At 41.1% G+C, this 22,205-nt stretch carries 21 protein-coding genes, 1 other RNA gene and 1 pseudogene; 7 read left to right on the top strand and 16 right to left on the bottom strand.

Annotation, left to right across the window (positions count from 1 at the left end):
* The first annotated feature begins 116 nt into the window (after positions 1–116).
* Both recA and FTU70_RS09655 read left to right on the top strand, forming a co-directional pair.
* Positions 117–1,163: a recombinase RecA gene (gene recA, locus FTU70_RS09660; RefSeq protein WP_004976691.1), complete on the top strand. Its 1,047-nt coding sequence runs from the start codon at positions 117–119 to the stop codon at positions 1,161–1,163.
* Between the two features lie 80 nt (positions 1,164–1,243).
* Positions 1,244–1,933 carry a regulatory protein RecX gene (locus FTU70_RS09655; protein ID WP_167845975.1) on the top strand — a complete coding sequence of 230 codons (690 nt, stop codon included), beginning with the start codon at positions 1,244–1,246 and terminating at the stop codon, positions 1,931–1,933.
* Positions 1,934–1,999: 66 nt separating this feature from the next.
* Here the strand turns inward: FTU70_RS09655 and ffs are convergent.
* Positions 2,000–2,096, bottom strand: an RNA gene (gene ffs / locus FTU70_RS09650) — signal recognition particle sRNA small type.
* 341 nt (positions 2,097–2,437) lie between these two features.
* Here ffs and FTU70_RS09645 point away from each other — a divergent pair.
* Positions 2,438–3,284, top strand: a pseudogene (locus tag FTU70_RS09645) (YbgF trimerization domain-containing protein).
* Positions 3,285–3,354: 70 nt separating this feature from the next.
* Here FTU70_RS09645 and lpxA read toward each other — a convergent pair.
* From lpxA to rimO, 12 genes are all read right to left on the bottom strand, one after another.
* Positions 3,355–4,143, bottom strand: coding sequence for an acyl-ACP--UDP-N-acetylglucosamine O-acyltransferase (lpxA, locus tag FTU70_RS09640; RefSeq protein WP_004976696.1), 789 nt, complete (start codon positions 4,141–4,143; stop codon positions 3,355–3,357).
* On the bottom strand, positions 4,140–4,628 hold the full coding sequence (gene fabZ, locus FTU70_RS09635; RefSeq protein WP_004976697.1) for a 3-hydroxyacyl-ACP dehydratase FabZ: 489 nt from the start codon (positions 4,626–4,628) through the stop codon (positions 4,140–4,142). Before fabZ ends, lpxA begins: the two co-directional genes overlap by 4 nt.
* Before the next feature lie 2 nt (positions 4,629–4,630).
* Positions 4,631–5,701: a UDP-3-O-(3-hydroxymyristoyl)glucosamine N-acyltransferase gene (gene lpxD / locus FTU70_RS09630; protein ID WP_180060515.1), complete on the bottom strand. Its 1,071-nt coding sequence runs from the start codon at positions 5,699–5,701 to the stop codon at positions 4,631–4,633.
* A 3-nt stretch (positions 5,702–5,704) separates the two neighbouring features.
* Positions 5,705–6,205, bottom strand: coding sequence for an OmpH family outer membrane protein (locus tag FTU70_RS09625; protein WP_004976699.1), 501 nt, complete (start codon positions 6,203–6,205; stop codon positions 5,705–5,707).
* Between the two features lie 41 nt (positions 6,206–6,246).
* Entirely contained in the window at positions 6,247–8,757 is a 2,511-nt protein-coding gene (gene bamA / locus FTU70_RS09620; protein WP_180060514.1) for an outer membrane protein assembly factor BamA, read from the bottom strand.
* Between the two features lie 42 nt (positions 8,758–8,799).
* Positions 8,800–10,155: an RIP metalloprotease RseP gene (rseP, locus tag FTU70_RS09615; protein ID WP_180060513.1), complete on the bottom strand. Its 1,356-nt coding sequence runs from the start codon at positions 10,153–10,155 to the stop codon at positions 8,800–8,802.
* A gap of 3 nt (positions 10,156–10,158) precedes the next feature.
* Positions 10,159–11,355 (bottom strand): 1-deoxy-D-xylulose-5-phosphate reductoisomerase, encoded by a 1,197-nt coding sequence (gene ispC / locus FTU70_RS09610; protein ID WP_180060512.1) that lies wholly within the window; start codon positions 11,353–11,355, stop codon positions 10,159–10,161.
* Positions 11,356–12,180, bottom strand: coding sequence for a phosphatidate cytidylyltransferase (locus FTU70_RS09605; protein ID WP_004976707.1), 825 nt, complete (start codon positions 12,178–12,180; stop codon positions 11,356–11,358).
* Positions 12,181–12,183: 3 nt separating this feature from the next.
* Positions 12,184–12,936 (bottom strand): polyprenyl diphosphate synthase, encoded by a 753-nt coding sequence (gene uppS / locus FTU70_RS09600; protein WP_180060511.1) that lies wholly within the window; start codon positions 12,934–12,936, stop codon positions 12,184–12,186.
* Positions 12,937–12,939: 3 nt separating this feature from the next.
* Entirely contained in the window at positions 12,940–13,494 is a 555-nt protein-coding gene (frr, locus tag FTU70_RS09595; protein ID WP_004976711.1) for a ribosome recycling factor, read from the bottom strand.
* 88 nt (positions 13,495–13,582) lie between these two features.
* The gene (gene pyrH / locus FTU70_RS09590; protein ID WP_180060510.1) at positions 13,583–14,311 is read right to left on the bottom strand and encodes a UMP kinase; all 729 of its coding nucleotides are present in this window, start codon (positions 14,309–14,311) and stop codon (positions 13,583–13,585) included.
* A gap of 84 nt (positions 14,312–14,395) precedes the next feature.
* Complete coding sequence (rimO, locus tag FTU70_RS09585) at positions 14,396–15,739, bottom strand: 30S ribosomal protein S12 methylthiotransferase RimO (RefSeq protein WP_096901422.1); 1,344 nt, start codon at positions 15,737–15,739, stop codon at positions 14,396–14,398.
* Positions 15,740–16,089: 350 nt separating this feature from the next.
* On the opposite strand from rimO, the gene glnL reads away from it, so the two are divergent.
* Both glnL and glnG read left to right on the top strand, forming a co-directional pair.
* Complete coding sequence (gene glnL / locus FTU70_RS09580) at positions 16,090–17,199, top strand: nitrogen regulation protein NR(II) (protein WP_004976718.1); 1,110 nt, start codon at positions 16,090–16,092, stop codon at positions 17,197–17,199.
* On the top strand, positions 17,186–18,664 hold the full coding sequence (gene glnG / locus FTU70_RS09575) for a nitrogen regulation protein NR(I) (RefSeq protein WP_154320780.1): 1,479 nt from the start codon (positions 17,186–17,188) through the stop codon (positions 18,662–18,664). The genes glnL and glnG overlap by 14 nt, the downstream gene beginning before the upstream one ends.
* 94 nt (positions 18,665–18,758) lie before the next feature.
* On the opposite strand, the gene FTU70_RS09570 is transcribed toward glnG, so the two are convergent.
* Entirely contained in the window at positions 18,759–19,088 is a 330-nt protein-coding gene (locus FTU70_RS09570; protein WP_004976724.1) for a hypothetical protein, read from the bottom strand.
* A 120-nt stretch (positions 19,089–19,208) separates the two neighbouring features.
* Between FTU70_RS09570 and FTU70_RS09565 the strand changes: the two genes are divergently transcribed.
* Both FTU70_RS09565 and FTU70_RS09560 read left to right on the top strand, forming a co-directional pair.
* The gene (locus FTU70_RS09565; protein ID WP_004976725.1) at positions 19,209–19,637 is read left to right on the top strand and encodes an HD domain-containing protein; all 429 of its coding nucleotides are present in this window, start codon (positions 19,209–19,211) and stop codon (positions 19,635–19,637) included.
* A 74-nt stretch (positions 19,638–19,711) separates the two neighbouring features.
* Positions 19,712–20,611, top strand: a complete 900-nt coding sequence (locus FTU70_RS09560) for a LysR substrate-binding domain-containing protein (RefSeq protein WP_004976726.1) — start codon at positions 19,712–19,714, stop codon at positions 20,609–20,611.
* A gap of 244 nt (positions 20,612–20,855) precedes the next feature.
* Here the strand turns inward: FTU70_RS09560 and map are convergent, their stop codons facing one another.
* The gene (map, locus tag FTU70_RS09555) at positions 20,856–21,650 is read right to left on the bottom strand and encodes a type I methionyl aminopeptidase (protein ID WP_004976729.1); all 795 of its coding nucleotides are present in this window, start codon (positions 21,648–21,650) and stop codon (positions 20,856–20,858) included.
* A 178-nt stretch (positions 21,651–21,828) separates the two neighbouring features.
* Positions 21,829–22,205 (bottom strand): RNA-guided endonuclease TnpB family protein (locus FTU70_RS09550; protein WP_180060509.1); only part of this gene is annotated, 377 nt, incomplete at its 5' end.

Raw genomic sequence — 22,205 nt, 5'->3', positions numbered from 1 at the left:
CGTGATATAAATAGAACTACAGGACAAATTCTGTCACTATATTGCATGTGGAAAAGATTTAAGTAAATGCATCCACTTGAGTATATTGTTTCGTGACATCGTATTGAGGTTGTAAGATGGATGAGAATAAAAGCAAGGCGTTAAACGCTGCGTTAAGCCAGATTGAAAAACAATTTGGTAAGAACACAGTCATGCGTCTTGGTGACAACACTGTGCAAGCGGTAGAAGCCGTATCTACAGGCTCATTGACCCTAGATATTGCATTGGGTATTGGTGGCTTACCTAAAGGTCGTATCATTGAAATTTACGGCCCTGAATCATCAGGTAAAACGACTATGACCTTGCAAGCCATTGCAGAATGTCAAAAAGCTGGTGGAACTTGTGCCTTTATTGATGCCGAACACGCGCTTGATCCTCAATATGCACGTAAACTTGGTGTAGATATTGACAATCTTTTAGTATCGCAACCAGACAACGGTGAACAAGCCCTTGAAATTGCCGATATGTTGGTACGTTCTGGTGCAATTGACATGATTGTAGTCGACTCCGTGGCTGCCTTAACCCCTCGCGCCGAGATTGAGGGTGAAATGGGTGATTCACACATGGGCTTACAAGCGCGCTTAATGAGCCAAGCCTTGCGTAAAATCACAGGTAATGCCAAACGTTCGAACTGTATGGTGATCTTCATTAACCAAATTCGTATGAAAATTGGTGTAATGTTTGGTAGCCCAGAAACCACAACTGGCGGTAACGCATTGAAGTTCTATGCTTCTGTTCGTTTAGATATTCGCCGTGTAGGTCAGGTGAAAGAAGGCGACGAGATTATTGGTTCTGAAACCAAAGTCAAAGTTGTGAAAAACAAAATGGCGCCTCCATTTAAAGAAGCATTGTTCCAGATTCTTTACGGTAAAGGCGTTAACCATTTGGGCGAGCTGGTCGATTTGGCTGTTCAACAAAATATCGTGCAAAAAGCAGGTGCTTGGTATTCTTATCAAGGCGATAAAATTGGTCAAGGTAAAAACAACACCATTCGCCACCTTGAAGAACATCCAGAGCTTGCTAAAGGCATCGAAGCGATTATTCGTGAACAACTGCTCACGACAGGTCAAGCAGCACCTGTAGAAGATAAAGACGAAGAAGAATTCGACTTACTTGATGTTTAAGCATACGCTAATATGAACACAACAAACTGAATTAAATAGAACGCTCTACGGAGCGTTTTATTGTATATGGAAGCATTACCATGCCTGAAGACAAATTCCCCAAACTGATTGATTACGCTGCGCTAAAACAACAATTTGGCGAAGATGAGCAATCATGTAGCAGAACTGAGCAGATATATTCCGAAACAACGTCTGCCCTGCATTTTGCCTCAAATTCTGCGCCTAACATTAATAAACAATACCCTGCTCATACGGAAGCCATTGATGATCAAGAACACAATCACAATGAAGACCAAGACGAACAGCAAAACAAACGCCCAGGACTAACAGGTTCTCGTCTACGCAGCTACGCCTTTGCTGTCTTAACGCGTAAAGAATATTCTAAAAATGACTTAATTGAAAAACTGGCTTTATATGCAGAAAACCGTGATGAAGTGATTGAGTTAGTCAATGAATTGGCACGTGAAAATTATCAGAGTGATCAACGCCTAGCAGAAATGTTACTGGCTAGCCAAAAGCGGCAAGGTAAAGGGCCAAATCGTATTAAAATGGCTCTTAAAAACAAAAAAGTGGATAGCAGTTTAATTTCAGAAGAACTTAAAGAAACTGATTGGACAGAACAAGCCTATCAACTGAAAGTGAAAAAATTCGGCACAGAAGTCGCAAACGAGCCAAAACTTAAAGCCAAACAAATTCGTTTTTTACAGTATCGGGGCTTTGATATGGATGCGATTATGAAAGCAATTCGTAGGAAAGAGCAGGATTTTTAAAATAGTGGATATAAGATCAAAATAAGTAGAAGATAAATAGAATTATTATTTCAAAACTGGTGGCAACCCTACCAGCAAGCCTTCGGCACATCATAGCTCCACTACCGCTGCTACCTTCCGGTCCTGACGGGGTTCGTAGAGTACAATTGCGAAGTAACCAGCAGGGCTACCATTGCAAAAACAGAGTATAGAGATTTTTAACAAACTTGCAAGCGTTGTTCTGTATTTCCTTTTATAATGCTATCCAATTGATTATTTTAAAAACAATTGAAGACATTTATAGAATAACGTCATTTAAAATTTAGTCTAACTAACCCATCATAAAATTATTTCGAGATTTAAATCCTAGATTTACCCATATTGCGCTGAGATTGATGATAAGTTTGTAAAAGCTTATTGCAATTCCACGCGTGGACGTTTTAAATGTGGAAAATGACCAAATCAACAGGTTGAGTTCAATATGCTTACAAGGACTCACCTACACAAGATTAAGATGGATGTTCAATTATGCTAAAAAAGCATGCACTTTGTGCTCTTGCCCTACTGTGCTCAACGCCTATATTTGCCAATATTCCAATTGAAAGCCACAATCTCAGCCAAAGCAGTGCTAGGTATGCCAATAGCCCTGCGATTGCAACGAGTAATATGGCAACTGCCAATGTACCCACCAATATCAATTGGCAGTTGATGCAAAAAAACCAGCAACTTGAAAATGACATCCGCCAGTTACGCGGCAAAATTGAAGAACAAGACAATGAAATTGCGCAGCTCAAACATGAATTGCAAAATCGCTATACCGATTTAGATCAACGTCTAGAACTGCTCCAGCAAAAAATAGACCCTGAATCTACTCCTACCGCTGAGGAGGATAACCAAAAGGATACTGCACCCAGTCACCAGCAACAACCAGTTAAATAGCAATGCCCCGCAATCTGCGCAAAATACAACGCATGTTAGCCCAACAGCTCAAGGTTTAAATACCAATATTGAGCTAGAAAAAGCAGCCTATACTGTTGCATTGGATGCCTATAAACAAGGTGGTGCTAAAAAAGCCATTGCACCCATGCAAAACTTTATTAAAAACCACCCAAACAGTGTGTATATCAGCAATGCTTATTTTTGGTTAGCTGAGTTTAATTTAGCGATTGAACCGACCAATTACAGCGAAGCCAAAAAGAATTTTGAAATTGTGGCAACCAAGTACCCTCAATCTGCAAAAGCATCAAGTGCCCTATATCGTTTATATAGTATTGCGCAAGATGTAGATCACAAACCTGCTTTGGCAGCGCAATACAAAAGTAAAATTCTGAGCCAATACCCAAAGTCTGAAGAAGCAAGATTCTTTAAATAAGCCAATAAAAAAGACATCCGAGGATGTCTTTTAATATTCTGAAGCTTGCCGCATTCGACAAACTCAAAGCTTAACGCACAATACCACGTTCAGATTGCTCTAAAGAATCAATTAAACGCTGCGCTTCTGCCACATTTGGCAAAATATCAATGCGAATTTGCTGAATGGCTTGCTCAGTGGTTAATCCAGATTTGTAAATGAGTTTAAAGGCTTCACGAAGACCTTGAATCACATCCTTCGACCAGCCTTTACGACGCATTCCTTCCACATTCATTGCAAATGCATGTGCAGGATTACCAGAAACCATGACATACGCAGGCACATCTTTAAGAATGAGCGATGCACCACCAATCATGCTATAAGAGTCAATTTTACAGAATTGGTGAATACCAGAGTTTCCACCGACAACCACATAATCCCCAACATGCACATGACCTGCCACACCCACGTTATTGGCAAAAATATTGTGATCACCCACCATACAGTCATGTGCGATATGCGTATTGACCATAAGTAAGTTGTGACTACCAATTTTGGTCAGGCTATTGTCTTGCACCGTACCACGATGCAAACTGCAGTGTTCACGAATTTTGTTGTGATCACCAATTTCTAGCCAAGTTTCCTCACCTGCATATTTTAAGTCCTGACAGACCTCACCTACGCTGGCGAACTGGAAAATTTCATTGTGCTGACCAATACGGGTGTAACCACCAATCACCACATGCGAATGAAGTTTTGTACCCTCACCAATCGTTACATTTGGGCCAATAATACAGTATGGACCAATCGTGACATCTGAAGCGATTACTGCAGATGAGTCAATAATAGCGGTTGGGTGAATGAGTGGGTTATTGCTCATGCTTGCTCTGTTTTCTGATGCGAAACCATAATTTCCGCGGTTGCTGCGACGACGCCATCAACGGTGGCGATACAATTATATTTGTAAATGCCTCGTTTTTGCATAACTAATTCAGATTTTAATACAAGTTGATCGCCTGCAACGACTTGTTTTTTAAATCGAACTTTTTCTGCGCCTGCAAAAAGGAACAAAGAACCTGCGCTCGGTTTCTCATTATTCATGATAAAACCTAAAATACCCGACACTTGTGCCATCGCTTCAACGATTAAAACACCCGGCATGATCGGATAATTCGGGAAGTGTCCTTGCAAGAATTCTTCATTGATAGATACGTTTTTATAACCCACGATACCGTTATCAGTGACTTCTACAATGCGGTCTACCAATAAAAACGGATAGCGATGGGGTAAATATTCACGAATGGTTTGAATGTGCATTGGCAATTCAGGTTTAGTGAAGGTGCTAGAATTCGACTCAGTCATCATAATTATTTACGCAATTTAAAAGTTGATTCAAGGGACTCAATTTGAGATTGCATATCATCAAGTCTTTTCACCAATTGGGTCAATGGCACATCTGCTAATTGTCTGAGGCGCACAACAGTACGTTTCCACTTTTGATTTTCAAACAAGCCTATACCTGACGAATATTTTCCTGATTCAGAAATATTATTTGTGACCATTGACATTCCTGTCAAAGTCACATTATCAGCAATATTTAAGTGCCCTGAAATTGCACTTCCACCACCAATGATACAGTTTTTGCCAATTGTCACACTTCCAGCCACGGCAGTTTTTGCTGCAATGGCCGTATGAGCACCTAATTTGACGTTATGTGCGATTTGCACAAGGTTATCAATAATGACACCATCTTCCAAAATTGTATCACTTAGTGCACCGCGATCTACGCTGCAATTCGAGCCAATACGAACGTCATTGCCAATAATCACCGAACCCAACTGTGCAATACGATGCCATTTGCCTTGATAAGGTGCAAAGCCAAAGCCTTCACTGCCAATTACAGTATTGGCGTGTATGCGCACACGATGTCCAAGCTTGGCTGCGCCTGTCAAAGTCACGTGTGAATCAATAAAACACTGTTGACCAATTTCGACAAAGTCATCAATTTTACAGTGCGATTGCACAATCGTATTGTCACCCACCACACAATTTTCACCAATTACGACGTAATGACCAATATAAGCACTATCGGCGATGATGGCTGATGGATGGATTTGGGCTGTGCTTTCTATACCACGTTGCGTATGCTTACGCTCAAATACATGGGTTAAAATTGCAAAAGCTAAATACGGATTATCGACCACAATAAAGTTGTGATGATTGTCTAACTCGGCTTGTAGTGAAGCGGTCACAATTAAAGCCCCCGCCTGAGAGCTACGTGCTTGCGCTAAATATTTATCGCCATTCACGAATGCAAGTTGATGCGCCTGAGCAGACTCAAGGCTTGCCAAACCTTGCAAACGTAAATCGGCTTGTCCAATGCATTGACCTTGAACTAAACCAGCAATTTCTTCTAAGCGATAATATTGGGAACTCATTGATTATTTAAGTGCGTTGACCTTTTGGATCATTTTATCAGTTAAATCATACTTCGGGTCATAGGCAAGTGCTGAGTTTTTATTCAAAACCACATCTAAACCATTTTCTTTACGCAATTGTTCAGCAACTTGCTTTAAACGAGTTTCAAAACCATCGTTAATTTTGTGCAATTCTGACTGGACACTAGTTTGTACCGCTTGTTGCAAACTATTAAATTCTTTCAATTTGGCTTGAAACTGTGTATTCATTTTTTGCTTTTCAGCGTCTGATAAATTCGTAGTCTGTTGCGCGCGTTGCTGCATGGTTTCTAACTCTTTTGTCAGTTGCTCAAGCTTAGTGGTTTGTGGTTTGACAGACTGTTGCAAAGCGAGATTTTGCTGTTTGAGATAACTGCTATTTTCTACAACACGCTCTAAACTTACCACACCATAGCCTGCAGCATGTGCTACTGCAGCCATTGTAGATAAACCCAACAATGCCAAACTCAATATTGTTTTTTTCATGTGCTACATCCTGTGTTTAAACAATCCAACATGGGTCGTACTTAGAAAGTACGACCAATTTCGAATTGGATATTTTTAGTGTCATCGCCTTGTTTATCATTCAACGGATACGCATAGCTGAGTGATAATGGGCCAATCATGGTAATCCAAGTAAAGCCTACACCCACGCTATAACGCATTTCACCGAAGTCGAAGCCATAATTGTCTTTACAATATTGCTTGGCATTCACAGAAGCACCATTCACAAAAATATTTGAATCAGAAACATTACACTGAGTATCAAAAACTTGTGCGCCTTCTGCAAAAATTACTGGACGGACTTGACGCGTCCAATCTCCTTTAAATGGCACTGGTAGAGCCAATTCTGTACCGAACTGTACTAGAGCATTACCACCAACTTCTTCAGGTGAGCGATCCGTTTGACTTGTATCAGAGAAATAAACACCTGGATATTTCGGGCCTAAGGTGCTGTTGTCATAACCACGTACTGAACCATAACCACCTGCATAGAAGTTCTTATAGAACGGTAAGTCATTACCAAAACCTAACTTACCGTAGCCACGTAAGACAAAATCATGACCTAATGGCATATAAGCCTGTGCATCATAGGTCACTTTTTGGAATTCCACATCACTACCGGGTAAAGCAATTTCAGCATTAACACGATGCGACATACCATTGGTTGGGAAAATCGGACGATTTAAAGTGTTGTATGACCAACCTAAATTTAGGTTATACGTAAGGAAATCACCTTTAAATTCTTTGCCGTAAGGAATTGGATTTGCACAAGGCTCATACCCTACTACATCACCATTTGCATCTTTAATAGGGACTAAATCATCTGGACAATATTCGTCACTTTTGGTTTCTTTACCCCCATGGCGCTCTAAATAGTCTGCGACATAAGTTGAAACATAAGGACCTGTGGTTACTTCGGTCTGATCAATGTTTAAACCTGCACTAATGCTTTGGTTTTCATCAATTGGGTAACCGAAGTTAATTCCACCACCAAAACTGTCTGTCACATAGTTGTTTACGTTATAGTTATCATCTAGCTTGGTTTTACGGTAGTACATGTTGTAACCACGACGCACACCATCAATCGTGAAGTATGGGTCGGTCACACTCAGATTATAATAGTCTTGTGTTTCAGAACGCGACAAATCAATCGAAACCGAATTACCCGTACCTAAGAAGTTAGTTTGGCTTAAACCAGCTTGGAACGTCACACCACCGCTTTGCGAGAAACCTACCGCTAAAGTACTTGTACCTGAGTGCTGTTCTTCTACATTTACATTTAAGTCAATTTGGTCTGGCACATTTGGAATACGCACAGGCTTGACATCAACGGTTTTAAAGAAACCTGTACGCTCTAAACGGACTTTAGACAAATCAATTTTTTCATTGCTTGCCAATGCGCCTTCCATTTGACGCATTTCACGACGCAGTACTTCATCGGCGGTTTTACTGTTACCAGCGAAGTTAATACGACGCACTGTAATTTGCTGACCTGGGTTGATGTAGTAGTTTAAATCTACCAGTTTAGTTTCTTTGTCAATTTGCGGAACAATATTCACTTCGGCATAGTAATAGCCTGCATTACCATATTTACGCAGCAACAATTGTTTCACCGCATTCACTTTTTCTTGTGAATAGGTTTCACCATCTTTATAAATTTTCAGTGCCGTAAGTTCTTCTGGTTTGTATAAAGCATCGCCCAAGAACTTGCTTTCGCCAAACTTGAATTGCTCACCTTCATCCACCGAAACTTCAACAAAAATATGCTTTTTGTCTTCGCTCAAATTCAAGCTAGAGTTAGTGATATTGAAGTTGATATAACCTTTATTCAGATATAACGCACGTAATGCTTCCAAGCTTGCTGCCATTTTTTCGCGTGCATAACGGTCATTACGGGTAACAATCGAACTCCAGCTACTTTCTTTAACAGCAAACGCCTGCTTAATATCGCTATCTTTAAATACCGTATTGCCAATGATGTTGATATCTACCACTTTGGCGGCTTTGCCTTCAACAAATTCTACGGTTAAATCTACACGGTTATTTGGGCGTGCTGTGGTAATGACGCGTACATCTGCATCATAACGACCTTGCTGCATATACTGCTGTTCAAGCTCAGATTCTAAAGTTTGTAGTGCTGACTTTTTCAGTACTTCACCTTCAGCCACACCCATTTTCTTTAAACCATCTTCCAACGCTTCTTTTGGAATCAGTTTATTGCCTTTAAATTCAACCTTAGAAATGATTGGGCGCTCAACCACTTTAAACACTAAAGTGTCGGCTTCACGACTGGCCTGAATGTCATCAAACAAACCTGTGGCATAGAGTGAACGAATCGCATTGGCCAACACTGCTTCATTGACACGATCACCACTATTCACTGGAATCATTCCATAGACATTGGCTGGCGTTAAACGAACAAGACCATCTATTTTTATATCTCGCGCAATAAATTCATCTGCTGCATATACTTGTTGTGTTGCCGCCATTGCACTAACCAGTGCCAAGGGCATAAATAAATGTGTGTGCTGCATGCCAGTCTTTTCCAGTGTTAAATTTATTTCGTATCTACGTTGTTATAAACGCATAATGTCATTAAATAATGCAAGGAGCATCATACTTCCAAGCAGTACCATACCAATTTTTAAACCAACTAATTGTATTTGTTCAGAAACAGGTTTTCCACGAATCAGCTCGATAAAATAATAAACTAAATGCCCGCCATCCAACATTGGAATTGGCAATAAATTTAGAATTCCTAAGCTTACGCTCATAAGTGCCATAAAGGAAATAAAAGTTTGCCACCCCATTTCCGCACTTTGCCCTGCGACTTTGGCAATAGTAATTGGGCCTGATAAGTTATCTAAACCAATTAAACCACGTACCATTTTGACAATAGAATTCAGAATCATGCTAGACAGCTGACCTGTTTTATCTACCGCCATAAATAAAGCTTCACTCGGGCTGTATTGAATGGTTTGCTTAAAATCTTCTGGAATGACAATTTTTCCAGGATCACTTTGCACACCCAATACACCCGAAACATTGCCCATATTGTCACGTTTGCCTTGCGGCATCACTTCCAGTTGCTGTACTTGATTGTTACGCAGCACATCTACTTTCAGTAATTTTTCTGGCGATGCTTGAACAACTTGTACCACATCGTACCAGTCATTCATTTTGACGCCATCAATCGAAATAATTTGATCGCCGACTTGCATACCTTGACGAATGGCCGCACCATCTTCACTTAACTTACTGACAATTGCAGGAATTTGTGGGCGATACGGTGTAAAACCCAAGATATCTAAAGGTGATTGGGATTGATCATTTAAGAAATTTTGAATGGGTAAGCTAAATGTTTTGATTTCACCTGCGCGTTCCGCCTGTACCTGGATCTTGCCTGTTTCACCTACACGATCTACCAAGGCAAAGTTCAGCTTTTCCCATGTCGTCACAGGCGTACCATCAATGGCGGTAATCTTATCACCTACTTGCATTTGCGCTGCCGCCGCAGGTGTATCTGCCAGTACCTTACCCACACGGGTATTCAACTGTTCTTGAGAGGGTAAAAATAATAGCCAGAACAATAATATGGCAAAAATCAGGTTGATTAACGGACCTGCTGCCACAATCGCAATACGTTTCCACGGATGCTGACGGTTAAAGGCATAAGGTAGGTCTTCTTCTGCAACGCTTTCTTCGCGTTCATCTAGCATTTTGACATAGCCACCCAAAGGCAATGCCGAAAGCTGATATTGAATCCCCGATTTTTTAGAAGTCCATTTTAAAATGGTCGGTCCAAAGCCGATGGAATACACCAAAACTTTGACACCTAATTTACGTGCAACAAAGTAGTGCCCAAACTCATGAATTGCAATTAAAGGTCCTAGCAAAAGAATCGCTGCAACCACAATAAATAAGGCACTCATGCTTTAGCTTCCTTTATTCAACACAAAATGCTGTGCAACAGCACGGGCATTTTGGTCTGCCTGCAAAATCAGTTCAATGCTTTCTGCGGCTGAATTTTGTATTTGGTTCAGGGTATGCTCAACCACTGTCGCGATTTCGGTAAAACGAATTTTTTGCTGCAAGAATGCTGCAACTGCAATTTCGTTTGCTGCGTTTAAAATAGCAGGTGCTAAACCACCTTCTTGCATGGCTTGACGTGCCAGACTTAAAGCAGGAAAACGGGTGGTATCGGGTGCTTGAAAATCAAGCTGATGATTGACAAACAAATCTAAAGGCGGAACATGCGTTTGGATACGCTGCGGCCACGCCAAAGCATGCGCAATTGGCGTACACATATCAGGATTACCCATTTGCGCCAAAGTTGAACCATCCACATATTGAACCATGGAATGAATAATACTCTGTGGATGCACCACCACTGTAACAAAGTGTTCTGAAATTGCAAAAAGATGACACGCTTCGATTAATTCCAAACCTTTGTTCATTAAGGTTGCAGAATCTACCGAAATTTTTTGTCCCATAGACCAATTTGGATGTTTGCAAGCTTGTGCAGGAGTAACGTGTTGCAGTTCTTCTAGGCTATGATTTAAAAATGGACCGCCCGAAGCAGTCAGTAAAATTTGTGATACGCCTAACTTAGGTTGTCCATTTCTTTCGGTTTGTAAATAATGTTCAGGCAAACATTGAAAAATCGCGTTATGTTCAGAATCTACAGGCAATAACAAAGCACCATGTTCACGTGCCGCCTGCATCATGATGTCGCCCGACATCACCAAGGCTTCTTTATTGGCCAATAACACGCGCTTACCCGCTTTAACCGCAGCCAGTGTAGGCAATAAACCTGCCGCACCGACAATGGCTGCCATCACCACATCCACTTCAGGATGTTCGGCAACTGCGATTAAACCCGCCTCATCGCTTAAAATTTCAATCCCTGAAATGTGTTGCTGTGCAAGTAACTGCTGCAATTCATCAACTTTTGCCGCAGGTACAACCACAATTTTAGGATGGTACTGTTTGCATATTTGAACCAGTTCTTGAATTCGGCTATGTGCCGTCACGGCAAAAACTGAATACTGCTCAGGATGTTGTTGCAGTACTTTTAGGGTGCTTTGTCCAATTGAACCTGTCACACCCAAGATACAAACAGCTTGTGACATTTATAAATCTACGCCAATAAGTTTTAAAACATACATACCTGCAGCAAAAATTGGAGCTGCTGCAAGTAAAGAATCAATCCGATCTAGCACACCACCATGACCTGGCAAAACTCGCCCAGAGTCTTTAATACCTGCACGGCGCTTGATCATGGATTCAAACAGATCGCCCAATACTGAGCTAAATACCGTAAATACCGAAAGAATCAAAAATAAAATATGTTGTGCCAAAGTTAGGTCCAAATACACCACTTCGACAACAATCACAATTAGCATGGCTGTAAACACACCGCCATATAAGCCTTCTACTGACTTGTTTGGACTGACATTTGGTGCAAGTTTTTTCTTGCCTAGTTTGCGTCCAACAAAATAAGCACCTGAGTCTGCACCCCAAACCAACAAGAACAAGTACATTAACCACCACGGCGAACTATTCCATACGGAAAAAATTGCAGTGACCGCAGCAGAAATTAGAATAAAACCAATAAAACTTAAGCTTGGGTTATACCATGCATCGTATTCTGGATAAGACTTGACCCAATAAATACTGAGTAACCATGTCAAAATAGAAGCTGCCCAAAGTAACAAGGCAATATCACTAAAATAAAGTGCCATTGCTGCCAAAGCGGCAGTCAATACACCAAAGCCCCAAGCCACAGGTTTGAGGACATATTTAGTTTTTCTTGGCATGAGTTTGAACCACTCATAGCCCGCAACCCCTGCTGCAACAATCATCAGCATAAACATTGGATAGTGCGACTGAGTTGCAAACATACAACTCAACACCACAGCAACCAATACCAATGCGGTAATAATCCGCTCTAACATGTATTAATTCTCAATTTTCTCTTGTTGAATTTGCTCAGAAGTTTTACCAAAACGACGTTCGCGACCACCAAATACTGCCAGTGCATCGTCAAATTCTTCTATGCTAAATTCAGGCCACAAGGTTTGGGTAAAATACAATTCAGCATACGCAGCTTGCCAAAGTAAAAAGTTGGACAATCTAAAATCGCCACCTGTACGAATCAACAGATCGACAGGTGGTAGGTCTGCCAGACTGACATATTGACCAAAAAATTGTGTATCTATTTGTTCAATATCAATTTTATGCGCCACAACATCTGCAGCAATTTGTTTTGCAGCTTGTGCCATATCCCACATACCACCATAACTAATGGCAATTGTGAGTGTCATGCTGTTGAAATTAGCAGTCCTTTGTTCGGCATGCAACATTAACTCACGCAAATGCGGCGACAAACGTGAACGGTCACCAATAAAACGTAAGGCAATATTGAATTTTTCCATGCGTGGTAATTGCTCATGAATTGTGGTTTCCAGCAATTGCATGAGTAAATCCACTTCAAACTGCGGACGATTCCAGTTTTCACTCGAAAAAGCAAAAACGGTTAAAGCTTGAATGTGTTTTTTTCTACAATGTTCAACAATCGGGTCAAGTACATCTTTACCAGAGCGATGTCCTTCCCCTTTTTGCATTTGATTTTTTTTTGCAAAACGATTGTTGCCATCCATAATGATGGCAACATGTTTTGGCAAAGACGCGCTGTCTTCCGATGTGGTCATTGATTAGACCTTCATCAACTCAGCTTCTTTTGCAGCAAGACGCTTGTCTACTTCTGCAACGTATTTGTCTGTGATTTTTTGGATGTCATCTGCTGCACGGCGCTCATCATCTTCAGAAATTTCTTTTTCTTTCAATAATGCTTTGATGTCGCCCAATACATCACGGCGGATGTTACGAATAGCAACTTTGGCATTTTCTGCTTCAGAACGCGCAACTTTTTGCATGTCACGACGAGTTTCTTCAGTCAATGCTGCAAGCGGTACACGAATTGCATCGGCTGTGATTGGGTTTAGACCCAAATCTGACTCACGAATTGCTTTATCAATTGCAGACACCATTGAACGCTCAAATGGCTGAACCAATAAGGTACGTGAATCTTCTACACCAATGTTGGCTACTTGGTTAAGTGGCACATCGGAACCGTAGTAAGAAACCATCACACCATTTAAAATTGATGGATGTGCACGACCTGTACGTACTTTGGCAAAACCATGTTCTAAAGACTCTAAAGTCTTGCTCATACGTTCTTCGCTGTCTTTTTTAAGATCGTTAATCATAAGATCTTCCTTACTGTATTCTAAAATTTGAGTCAAAATATAGGGTTAAATTAAACCGTAGTATAAAGAGCTTTGTGGCTCACGTACATTACTTCGTAACGTGAGTTCCTTCTTTTTCGCCCATCACTACAGAAAGCAATGCACCTGCTTTATTCATATCAAAAACTTGCAACGGCACATTGTGATCGCGGCATAAGCAGATTGCAGTTAAATCCATAACACCTAATTTTTCATCCAACACCTGGTCAAATGTAAGTGTGTCATATTTCACCGCATCTTCGTATTTGCTTGGATCTTTGTTATATACGCCATCTACTTTGGTCGCTTTTAAGATCAAGTTAGCTTCGATTTCGATACCACGTAAACATGCTGCTGTATCTGTGGTAAAGAATGGATTGCCTGTACCCGCAACGAACACACACACTTCACCTTGAGTCAGGTGACGAATCGCATCACGGCTTGAGTAAGACTCAACCACTGTACCAATAGGCAATGCAGACATTAAACGGGTTTTGATGTTACGGCGCACCAAGGCATCACGCATGGCTAAACCGTTCATCACCGTTGCCAACATACCCATTTGGTCGCCTGTTACACGGCCGACTAAACCATCTTTTTGTAATTGGCTGCCACGGTATAAGTTACCACCACCGACAACAATACCCACTTGCACACCTAAACCGACCAAGTGTGCAATTGCCAAAGACATTTGATCGAGCACTTGCGCATCAATCCCCATGTCTTTATTACCCGCAAGTGCCTCACCCGATAGTTTCAACAAGATACGTGCATAACGTGGCTTTTTTGAATCTAACATTGTCATTACTCCAATTCTAAATTCTAAACTTTAATTTTTTACAATTTGTATGGCTTACAGCTAGCAATCCAAATCTGCAAAGCATTATGCAGATTTGACCTGAATCAGCTTGGCAAATAAGTCGTATTCATCGGCATCGGTAATTTCAACTTCAAGTAAATCACCTGCTTTAATCACGCTCTTGTCAATATCTTCTACAAAGACGTTGCCATCAATTTCTGGCGCATCTGCATAAGAACGTGCCACTGCGACTGGAAATTCTTCTTCCAAATCATCTACCAACACGGTCATGGTTTGACCAATACGTTTTTGCAGTTTAGCTGCTGAAATTTCTTGCTGAACCTGCATAAAACGCTCATAGCGTTCTTGCTTGATTTCTTCTGGCACATGATCTGGCAAGTCGTTTGCTGCCGCACCTTCAACAGGTGAATAAGTAAAGCAACCAACACGGTCTAATTGCGCTTCTTTTAGCCAGTCGAGCAAAATTTGGAAATCTTCTTCTGTTTCGCCTGGAAAACCCACCACAAAGGTTGAACGAATCACCAGCTCAGGGCATTTTTCACGCCAAAGTTTTAAACGCTCCAACGTGTTTTCGCTGTGCGCAGGTCGCTTCATCAACTTTAATACTTTCGGGCTGGCATGTTGGAATGGAATATCCAAATAAGGCAAAATTTTGCCTTGTGCCATTAAATCAATTACAGCATCCACATGCGGATATGGATAGACATAGTGCAAACGCACCCAAATACCCAATTGCCCTAAGGCTTCACACATATCATAGAATTTGGTTTTAACAGGCTGACCGTTCCAAAAGTCCAATTTGTATTTGGTATCTACGCCGTAGGCAGAAGTATCTTGAGAAATTACCAATACTTCTTTTACGCCTGCACGTTTCAGTGCCGCAGCTTCTTCTAATACCGAACCCACAGGACGCGAAACTAAATCGCCACGCATGCTTGGAATGATGCAGAAAGTACAGCGATGGTTACAGCCTTCTGAAATTTTAAGATAGGCATAATGTTTAGGCGTCAAACGAATGCCTTGTTCAGGTACCAAATCAATAAATGGATTATGTTTTGGTGGCTCAGGAACATATTGATGCACCGCTTCCATCACGTCCTGATAAGCAGCCGCGCCAGTCACTTTTAATACGTTGGGATGCATTTGACGAATTTTATCTTCATCTTTACCCAAGCAACCTGTCACAATGACACGACCATTGGCATTCATGGCTTCGCCAATCGCGTCTAAGGACTCTTGTACTGCAGATTCAATAAAACCACATGTATTGACAACAACTAAGTCAGCACCTTCATAATCAGATGCGACATCATAACCTTCAGTTTTTAACTGAGTTAAAATTCGTTCGGAATCTACCAATGCCTTAGGACAACCTAAAGAAACAAAACCGACTTTGGGGGATTTCATAGAATCTGCACTCCACTAGAATGCGCGTATTGTATGACTTTTCTTTGCATAAAAATAGAGAAATAGCCGACTCTTTGCATAATGCACCAAAATACAACCATTCAGGCTGAATGATTTAAATATTGCACCATTTTAATGCATTTTTTATTTACAGTGTTTCTGTTATCCGTTATATCTTGAAAATTCAGTCCAGTTCCTGCGCATTTTTCCGATTCTTCAGTGATAAATGCACTAAAAACGAAAAGTTGGCGTGCATTTTGCTTAATTCGCCTCAATTCGATCCAAATTTGGAACATGGCTGACAGATGACAATGCCCTTGCACAATATTTCATACAGGAAGCATTCACGAATGGATCAGACCCAGAGCATTGACTATCGTCTTTTGGTGGATAACCTCAGCACCGCAATTTTACTGGTTGATCGTGACCTGAATATTTTTTATTTAAACTCGTCTTGTGAAGCATTGTTTGATATCAGTTTAATTCGCGCTTCGGGGCAACCCGTTTTAAATTTGCTGCACATGCCTGATGATGAGTTCAATACGCAAGAGGCTTTCCTGAATACCATCAAAACTGGTCAACCCTACACCCGCCGTGAAGCGACCATTAATGTCAATTTTAAAGATATTCATGTCGATTACACTGCATCACAGTTAAATGCAGGCAAGCCTTATCATCCTCTTTTGCTGATTGAATTGAATCCGATTGATCGGATGCTCAAAATTTCCAAAGAAGAAAACTTTATTCAACAGCATCAAGTCGCACGTCAGCTGATTCGTGGTGTGGCACATGAAATTAAAAACCCGCTTGCAGGAATTCGTGGTGCGACACAACTGTTAGCACGAAGTTTAAATGACCCGAAATATGATGAATTTACCGACATTATTATTAGCGAGGTAGATCGTTTAAGAAACTTGGCCGATACCATGCTCGGCTCACGCCAACTACCAAGCTATGAACTGGTCAATATTCACGAACCTTTAGAACGGGTGCGCAGCCTGATCGTCAATCAAACTAAAAACAAAATAAATATTATCCGTGATTATGACCTTTCTTTACCTGAAGTCATGGCAGACCGCGATCAATTGATTCAAGTCATGCTGAATATTTGCGCCAATGCAGTACAAGCCATGACCGAACATCCCGATTTCTTTACCGAGCATCGACCTGAATTGATTTTAAGAACTCGTATTCAACGCTTGGTTACCATTAATGGTGTGCTGAATCGTTCTACCGTACGTGTTGATATTGAAGATAACGGCCCAGGCGTACCTGAAGACATTTTAGAATCCGTGTTTTATCCATTGGTGACTGGACGCGCAAACGGTACAGGACTTGGTTTGAGCATCGCACAAAATATTATGCATCAACATAACGGAATGATTGAATGCCAATCCATTCCAGGAAAAACAATATTTAGCTTATATTTACCTTGGGAGGCGAGTCATGTCGCGAAATAAAATTTGGGTGATTGATGATGACCGTGCAATGCGCTGGGTACTGGAAAAAACTTTTAGAGAAGAAGGTTTTGAAGTCACCAGTTTTGAAGAAGCACAGTCTGCACTAGATGAGTTAAACCAAGATGCACCCGATGTAATTTTGACCGACATTCGCATGCCTGGAATTGATGGTTTAACTTTTCTTGGCAAAGTCAAAGTCAGTTATCCCGACTTGCCTGTGATTATTATGACTGCGCACTCCGATTTAGAATCGGCAGTATCTAGCTATCAAACAGGTGCATTTGAATACCTACCCAAGCCTTTTGATATTGATGAAGCACTTGCTTTAGTCAATCGTGCAATTTTGCATATCACCAAACTACAACAGCAAGAATCTGCAAAATCGACAGTGCAGCCAATTCAATCGACAGAAATTATTGGTGAATCGCCTGCCATGCAGGAAGTGTTTCGTGCGATTGGTCGTTTATCGCAATCACACATTACTGTGCTCATTAATGGTGAATCAGGTACAGGCAAAGAGTTGGTGGCGCATGCACTGCATCGCCACTCACCGCGTAGCAGCAAACCATTTATTGCGCTGAATATGGCAGCCATTCCGAAAGATTTGATTGAAACCGAACTTTTTGGACATGAAAAAGGTGCATTTACAGGTGCCAATACACAACGTCAGGGACGCTTTGAACAAGCCAACGGCGGCACCTTGTTTTTAGATGAAATTGGTGATATGCCTTTTGAAACCCAAACCCGCTTATTGCGCGTCTTGGCAGATGGTGAATTTTATCGGGTTGGTGGACATATTGCTGTCAAAGTGGATGTACGGATTGTCGCAGCAACACATCAGGATTTGGAAAAACTGGTACAAGATGGACGCTTCCGTGAAGACTTATATCATCGCCTGAACGTCATTCGGATTCATATTCCTAAACTGGCGCATCGCAGTGAAGATATTCCAATGTTGGCACAGCACTTTTTGGCACGTGCAGGCAAAGAATTAGGCGTGAGTCCAAAAATATTGCGTCCTGAAACAGTCGAATATATGCAGCAATTGCCGTGGCAAGGTAACGTGCGCCAATTGGAAAACACTTGTCGCTGGCTTACCGTGATGATTACAGGACGTGAGGTCTATCCTGAAGATTTACCAACCGAACTCAAGCAAATTCCAATTGAAAAATTAGCCGAACATTCTGCGCTTCATGTGGCAGATCGGGTATCTATGCAGCATTGGGATGAATTACTTGGGCAATGGGCAGTACAAAAGTTAAAAAATGGCGAGATGAAACTTCTGGATATCGCCATTCCAATGTTTGAACGCACCTTAATTAATGCTGCACTGCAACAAACCCGTGGACGTAAACGTCATGCCGCTGAATTATTGGGTTGGGGACGTAATACTTTGACGCGAAAACTCAAAGAATTAGGAATGGACAGTGCCGATGATGAAATAGAAGAAGATATGGAGAGCTAAACGCAGAAAAAATATCTAATCCATCAAAATATAGGGAAATTCAGCTTTTGAATTTCCCTATTTTTATATCTTAGACTCTCTAAGTTAAGTGCAATTAAGCCGCGGTAAATCCAACATAGCGAGATAAACCTTGCACGCCTAAATCCGTTTTATAAATCAAATATTGCGGATAACGACTTGAAGTCAGTTCTTGCCACATATCCAACTGATCATCATGTGCATGAATTTCATCGACACTGCGTGGCATACTTTGTTCAAATACATCTGAGGCATATTCAAAACCCAAATCCATTGCGACAAACAAAGTATGCTCGCAAGGCTGAATATATTGTTCTTCTGCCCAATCAATAACAGCATGTTGGCAATGTGGGCAAAGCAAATTTTCAGTCGCAGGCGTATTCAGTTCAATGAGTTGATATGGCATAGAGCAGCATCACCAATAGTAAAATAGATAAACATAAAATCTGTTTGCATCATAACAAGCAATTTCTATATTTTGCGCTAAGCACGGCTTATAATTATAGAATTTTTTTTAATTATACTTATGGCAACTCTAGAAAATGCAATTACACTTGCAGTACAACAACATACAGGGCAGCTAGATAAAGGCGGTCAGCCTTATATTTTGCATCCCTTACGTGTAATGTTGCAATTACAACAGCCCGATCAGCAAATTGTCGCTGTACTGCACGACATTCTTGAAGATACCCACACCACAGCACAAGACCTGCAAAATTTAGGATTTCAAACGCATATTATTCAAGCAATTCAGGCTCTCACCAAACTGCCGCATGAAACTCGTGTTCAAGCGGCTATGCGTACTGCACAAAACCCGCTTGCCTGTGCTGTAAAAATTGCAGATGTGCAAGACAACATGAATTTAACGCGGATTCCCAATCCTACAGCACGTGATTTAGCCCGTTTAGAAGAATACCGACAAGTTTTAGAGATTCTGCAAAAAGCACAGCAATAAAGCACAATTAAAGATTGACAACATGCAACGATGCCACTTTAATTTAAGTATTGTTGCATAAATGGAATTTAGTCATGCTTACAGATTTGGATGATTTTTATTGTTTTGCCCAAGTGGTCGAACATGGTGGATTTAGTGCAGCAGAACGCGCCACCGATATTCCAAAATCCAAACTTAGCCGACGCGTACACAACCTAGAAGAACGCTTAGGTGTGCGTTTAATTCAGCGCAGCTCACGTCATTTTGCGGTCACAGAAATTGGTATGAATGTGTATCGGCATGCGCAAGTAATGATGAATGCTGCCCAAGCCGCGCACGACTTGGTCGATCACCTAAGTATTCAACCGCGTGGTGTAATTAAAGTCAGCTTACCTGTTTCAATTGCACAAAATGAAATTGCCAAAATCTTGCCTGAGTTTTTGAAAGCCTACCCTGAAATTAAAGTACAGCTAATTGTCAGCAACCGTCGTGTCGATATCGTCAACGAAGGGATCGACATTGCCCTGCGTGTCCGCTCAAATTTAGATGATGATCCAAGTTTGGTGATTCGCAAATTCAGCAACATCGAACAACATCTATTTGCCAGTCAGGCTTATTTGAATGAATTTGGCGATTTGAAAAAACCTGAAGATTTAAGTCATCATAAAATTTTAAGCATGTCGGATGAGCATTTAGATCAATACATGGTTGTGCATGATCAACAACAGCAACCGAAAAAAATTAAGGTCAACCCTACAGTCATGGGTTCAGATTTAATGATGCTAGCGCAATTGGCACGACAAAATTGTGGCATTGTGTTGTTGCCTGACACGATTGTTGAAGATTATGTTGCATCGGGTGAATTGGTTCGTGTTTTACCCGACTGGCACGCACCGCATGGTATTTTCCATGCCGTCTATCCATCACGCCGTGGTTTATTACCTGCTGTACGTGTATTTATCGACTATTTGGTCGAAAAGCTAACCATTCGTTAGCACATAGGATCTTTTGATTTCAGATACGAAACAGCAAAAAAAAAAGCTTATCTAAGACAGATAAGCTTTGAAAACTACAATCTAAAATAAGAAAGCTAAAACTAAAATAAGAAAGCTAAAACAAAGAAACTACAGCAAGTATCTTTGACTTCAATTATAGCGATTGTTCATTTTTTAACAAATAGTTTAAAACTAAAGTCTAAGATGTTTTATCTATCAGTCTTAACCTGAAAGCATTCGTGCATTAAATTTCAGGATAACTCCCCGTACCTTCTGGCCACGGCGATAACACTTCAAAGCCTGTATCAGTCACAGCAACCATGTGTTCCCATTGTGCAGAAAGTGATTTATCTGTCGTCACCACCGTCCAGCCATCTTTCAGTTCTTTCACACGCGCTTTGCCCGCATTCACCATTGGCTCAATGGTAAATACCATGCCTTTTTTAAGCACCAAGCCTTGTCCAGGCTGACCATAATGCAGCACACTTGGTTGTTCGTGATACACCTGCCCAATACCATGTCCGCAATATTCACGCACAATGCTAAACCCTTCACGATGCGCCACACTTTGAATGGCATAGCCAATATCGCCCAAAGTCGCGCCCGGTTTCACCGCATGAATCCCTGCGCGCATCGCCTCATAAGTGGTATCGACCAGTTTTTTCGCTTCTGGTTTCACCTGACCCACATAGTACATACGACTGGTATCACCATAAAAACCATCTTTAATCACTGCCACATCAATATTAATAATGTCGCCATCTTTTAAAATGGTTTTGGATGATGGAATACCATGACAGACCACTTCATTGGGTGAAATACAGGTGGTTTTGGTATAACCGTGATAGCCCACATTGGCAGGAATGACTTTTAAGGTATTTACAATATAATCGTGACACAAATCATCTAAGTATTCTGTCGTGACTCCGGGTTTGACATGCTCGCCAATCATCTGCAACACCTGAGCAGCCAAACGCCCCGAAATGCGTAATTTCTCAATATCTTGCTCTGATTTAATGCTGACTTTAAGGGCGCGCATGATGAACTCCTGACCTGAAGCCTGAGATTATAGCCGTTATTTAAAACCTACTCAAACCTACTCAATGTGGGTTTGATGTTTAATTCCTACTTCACCATCAAGAACCTAAAACATTTGCTTTAGGGATTACCTCAATTCCATAGGCTGTCACGGTGTAACTCACCGCCTTAATCACCACTTATGCAGTGATTAAATCTTTATCCGCATATCGCAGGATATTAATTGATGCATTAACATCACGATTTTGGATGGTTTGGCAAACTAAGCACTTCCACTCTCGCGCAGAAAGTGTGAGAGATTGATTTAATTCACCACAGCACGAACACATTTTACTACTTGGGAAGAATCGACCAACCGAAAGTACCGATTTTCCATGCTGTTTGGCTTTATAAATCAACTGCCTTTTAAACTCATAAAAACCCATATCAGATATAGCTCTTGCGAGTTTACGATTCCTCAACATGCCTTTAACATTCAAATCTTCAATCGCAATCACATCAAAACGTGTTACCAAATCCGTTGTGACTTGATGAAGATTATTCTTGCGTAGACAGG

Origin of the sequence: Acinetobacter sp. YH12135, from assembly GCF_013418565.1 — a bacterium.
GTDB classification, from domain to species: domain Bacteria; phylum Pseudomonadota; class Gammaproteobacteria; order Pseudomonadales; family Moraxellaceae; genus Acinetobacter; species Acinetobacter towneri.
This window is presented reverse-complemented; position numbering and strand designations above follow the sequence as displayed.

Bases quoted from the DNA above. Each gene is read 5' to 3' on its own strand.
- recA (WP_004976691.1), top strand. From the start codon at position 117: ATGGATGAGAATAAAAGCAAGGCGTTAAACGCTGCGTTAAGCCAGATT.
- FTU70_RS09655 (WP_167845975.1), top strand. From the start codon at position 1,244: ATGCCTGAAGACAAATTCCCCAAACTGATTGATTACGCTGCGCTAAAA.
- lpxA (WP_004976696.1), bottom strand. From the start codon at position 4,143: ATGAGCAATAACCCACTCATTCACCCAACCGCTATTATTGACTCATCT.
- fabZ (WP_004976697.1), bottom strand. From the start codon at position 4,628: ATGATGACTGAGTCGAATTCTAGCACCTTCACTAAACCTGAATTGCCA.
- lpxD (WP_180060515.1), bottom strand. From the start codon at position 5,701: ATGAGTTCCCAATATTATCGCTTAGAAGAAATTGCTGGTTTAGTTCAA.
- FTU70_RS09625 (WP_004976699.1), bottom strand. From the start codon at position 6,205: ATGAAAAAAACAATATTGAGTTTGGCATTGTTGGGTTTATCTACAATG.
- bamA (WP_180060514.1), bottom strand. From the start codon at position 8,757: ATGCAGCACACACATTTATTTATGCCCTTGGCACTGGTTAGTGCAATG.
- rseP (WP_180060513.1), bottom strand. From the start codon at position 10,155: ATGAGTGCCTTATTTATTGTGGTTGCAGCGATTCTTTTGCTAGGACCT.
- ispC (WP_180060512.1), bottom strand. From the start codon at position 11,355: ATGTCACAAGCTGTTTGTATCTTGGGTGTGACAGGTTCAATTGGACAA.
- FTU70_RS09605 (WP_004976707.1), bottom strand. From the start codon at position 12,180: ATGTTAGAGCGGATTATTACCGCATTGGTATTGGTTGCTGTGGTGTTG.
- uppS (WP_180060511.1), bottom strand. From the start codon at position 12,936: ATGACCACATCGGAAGACAGCGCGTCTTTGCCAAAACATGTTGCCATC.
- frr (WP_004976711.1), bottom strand. From the start codon at position 13,494: ATGATTAACGATCTTAAAAAAGACAGCGAAGAACGTATGAGCAAGACT.
- pyrH (WP_180060510.1), bottom strand. From the start codon at position 14,311: ATGTTAGATTCAAAAAAGCCACGTTATGCACGTATCTTGTTGAAACTA.
- rimO (WP_096901422.1), bottom strand. From the start codon at position 15,739: ATGAAATCCCCCAAAGTCGGTTTTGTTTCTTTAGGTTGTCCTAAGGCA.
- glnL (WP_004976718.1), top strand. From the start codon at position 16,090: ATGGATCAGACCCAGAGCATTGACTATCGTCTTTTGGTGGATAACCTC.
- glnG (WP_154320780.1), top strand. From the start codon at position 17,186: ATGTCGCGAAATAAAATTTGGGTGATTGATGATGACCGTGCAATGCGC.
- FTU70_RS09570 (WP_004976724.1), bottom strand. From the start codon at position 19,088: ATGCCATATCAACTCATTGAACTGAATACGCCTGCGACTGAAAATTTG.
- FTU70_RS09565 (WP_004976725.1), top strand. From the start codon at position 19,209: ATGGCAACTCTAGAAAATGCAATTACACTTGCAGTACAACAACATACA.
- FTU70_RS09560 (WP_004976726.1), top strand. From the start codon at position 19,712: ATGCTTACAGATTTGGATGATTTTTATTGTTTTGCCCAAGTGGTCGAA.
- map (WP_004976729.1), bottom strand. From the start codon at position 21,650: ATGCGCGCCCTTAAAGTCAGCATTAAATCAGAGCAAGATATTGAGAAA.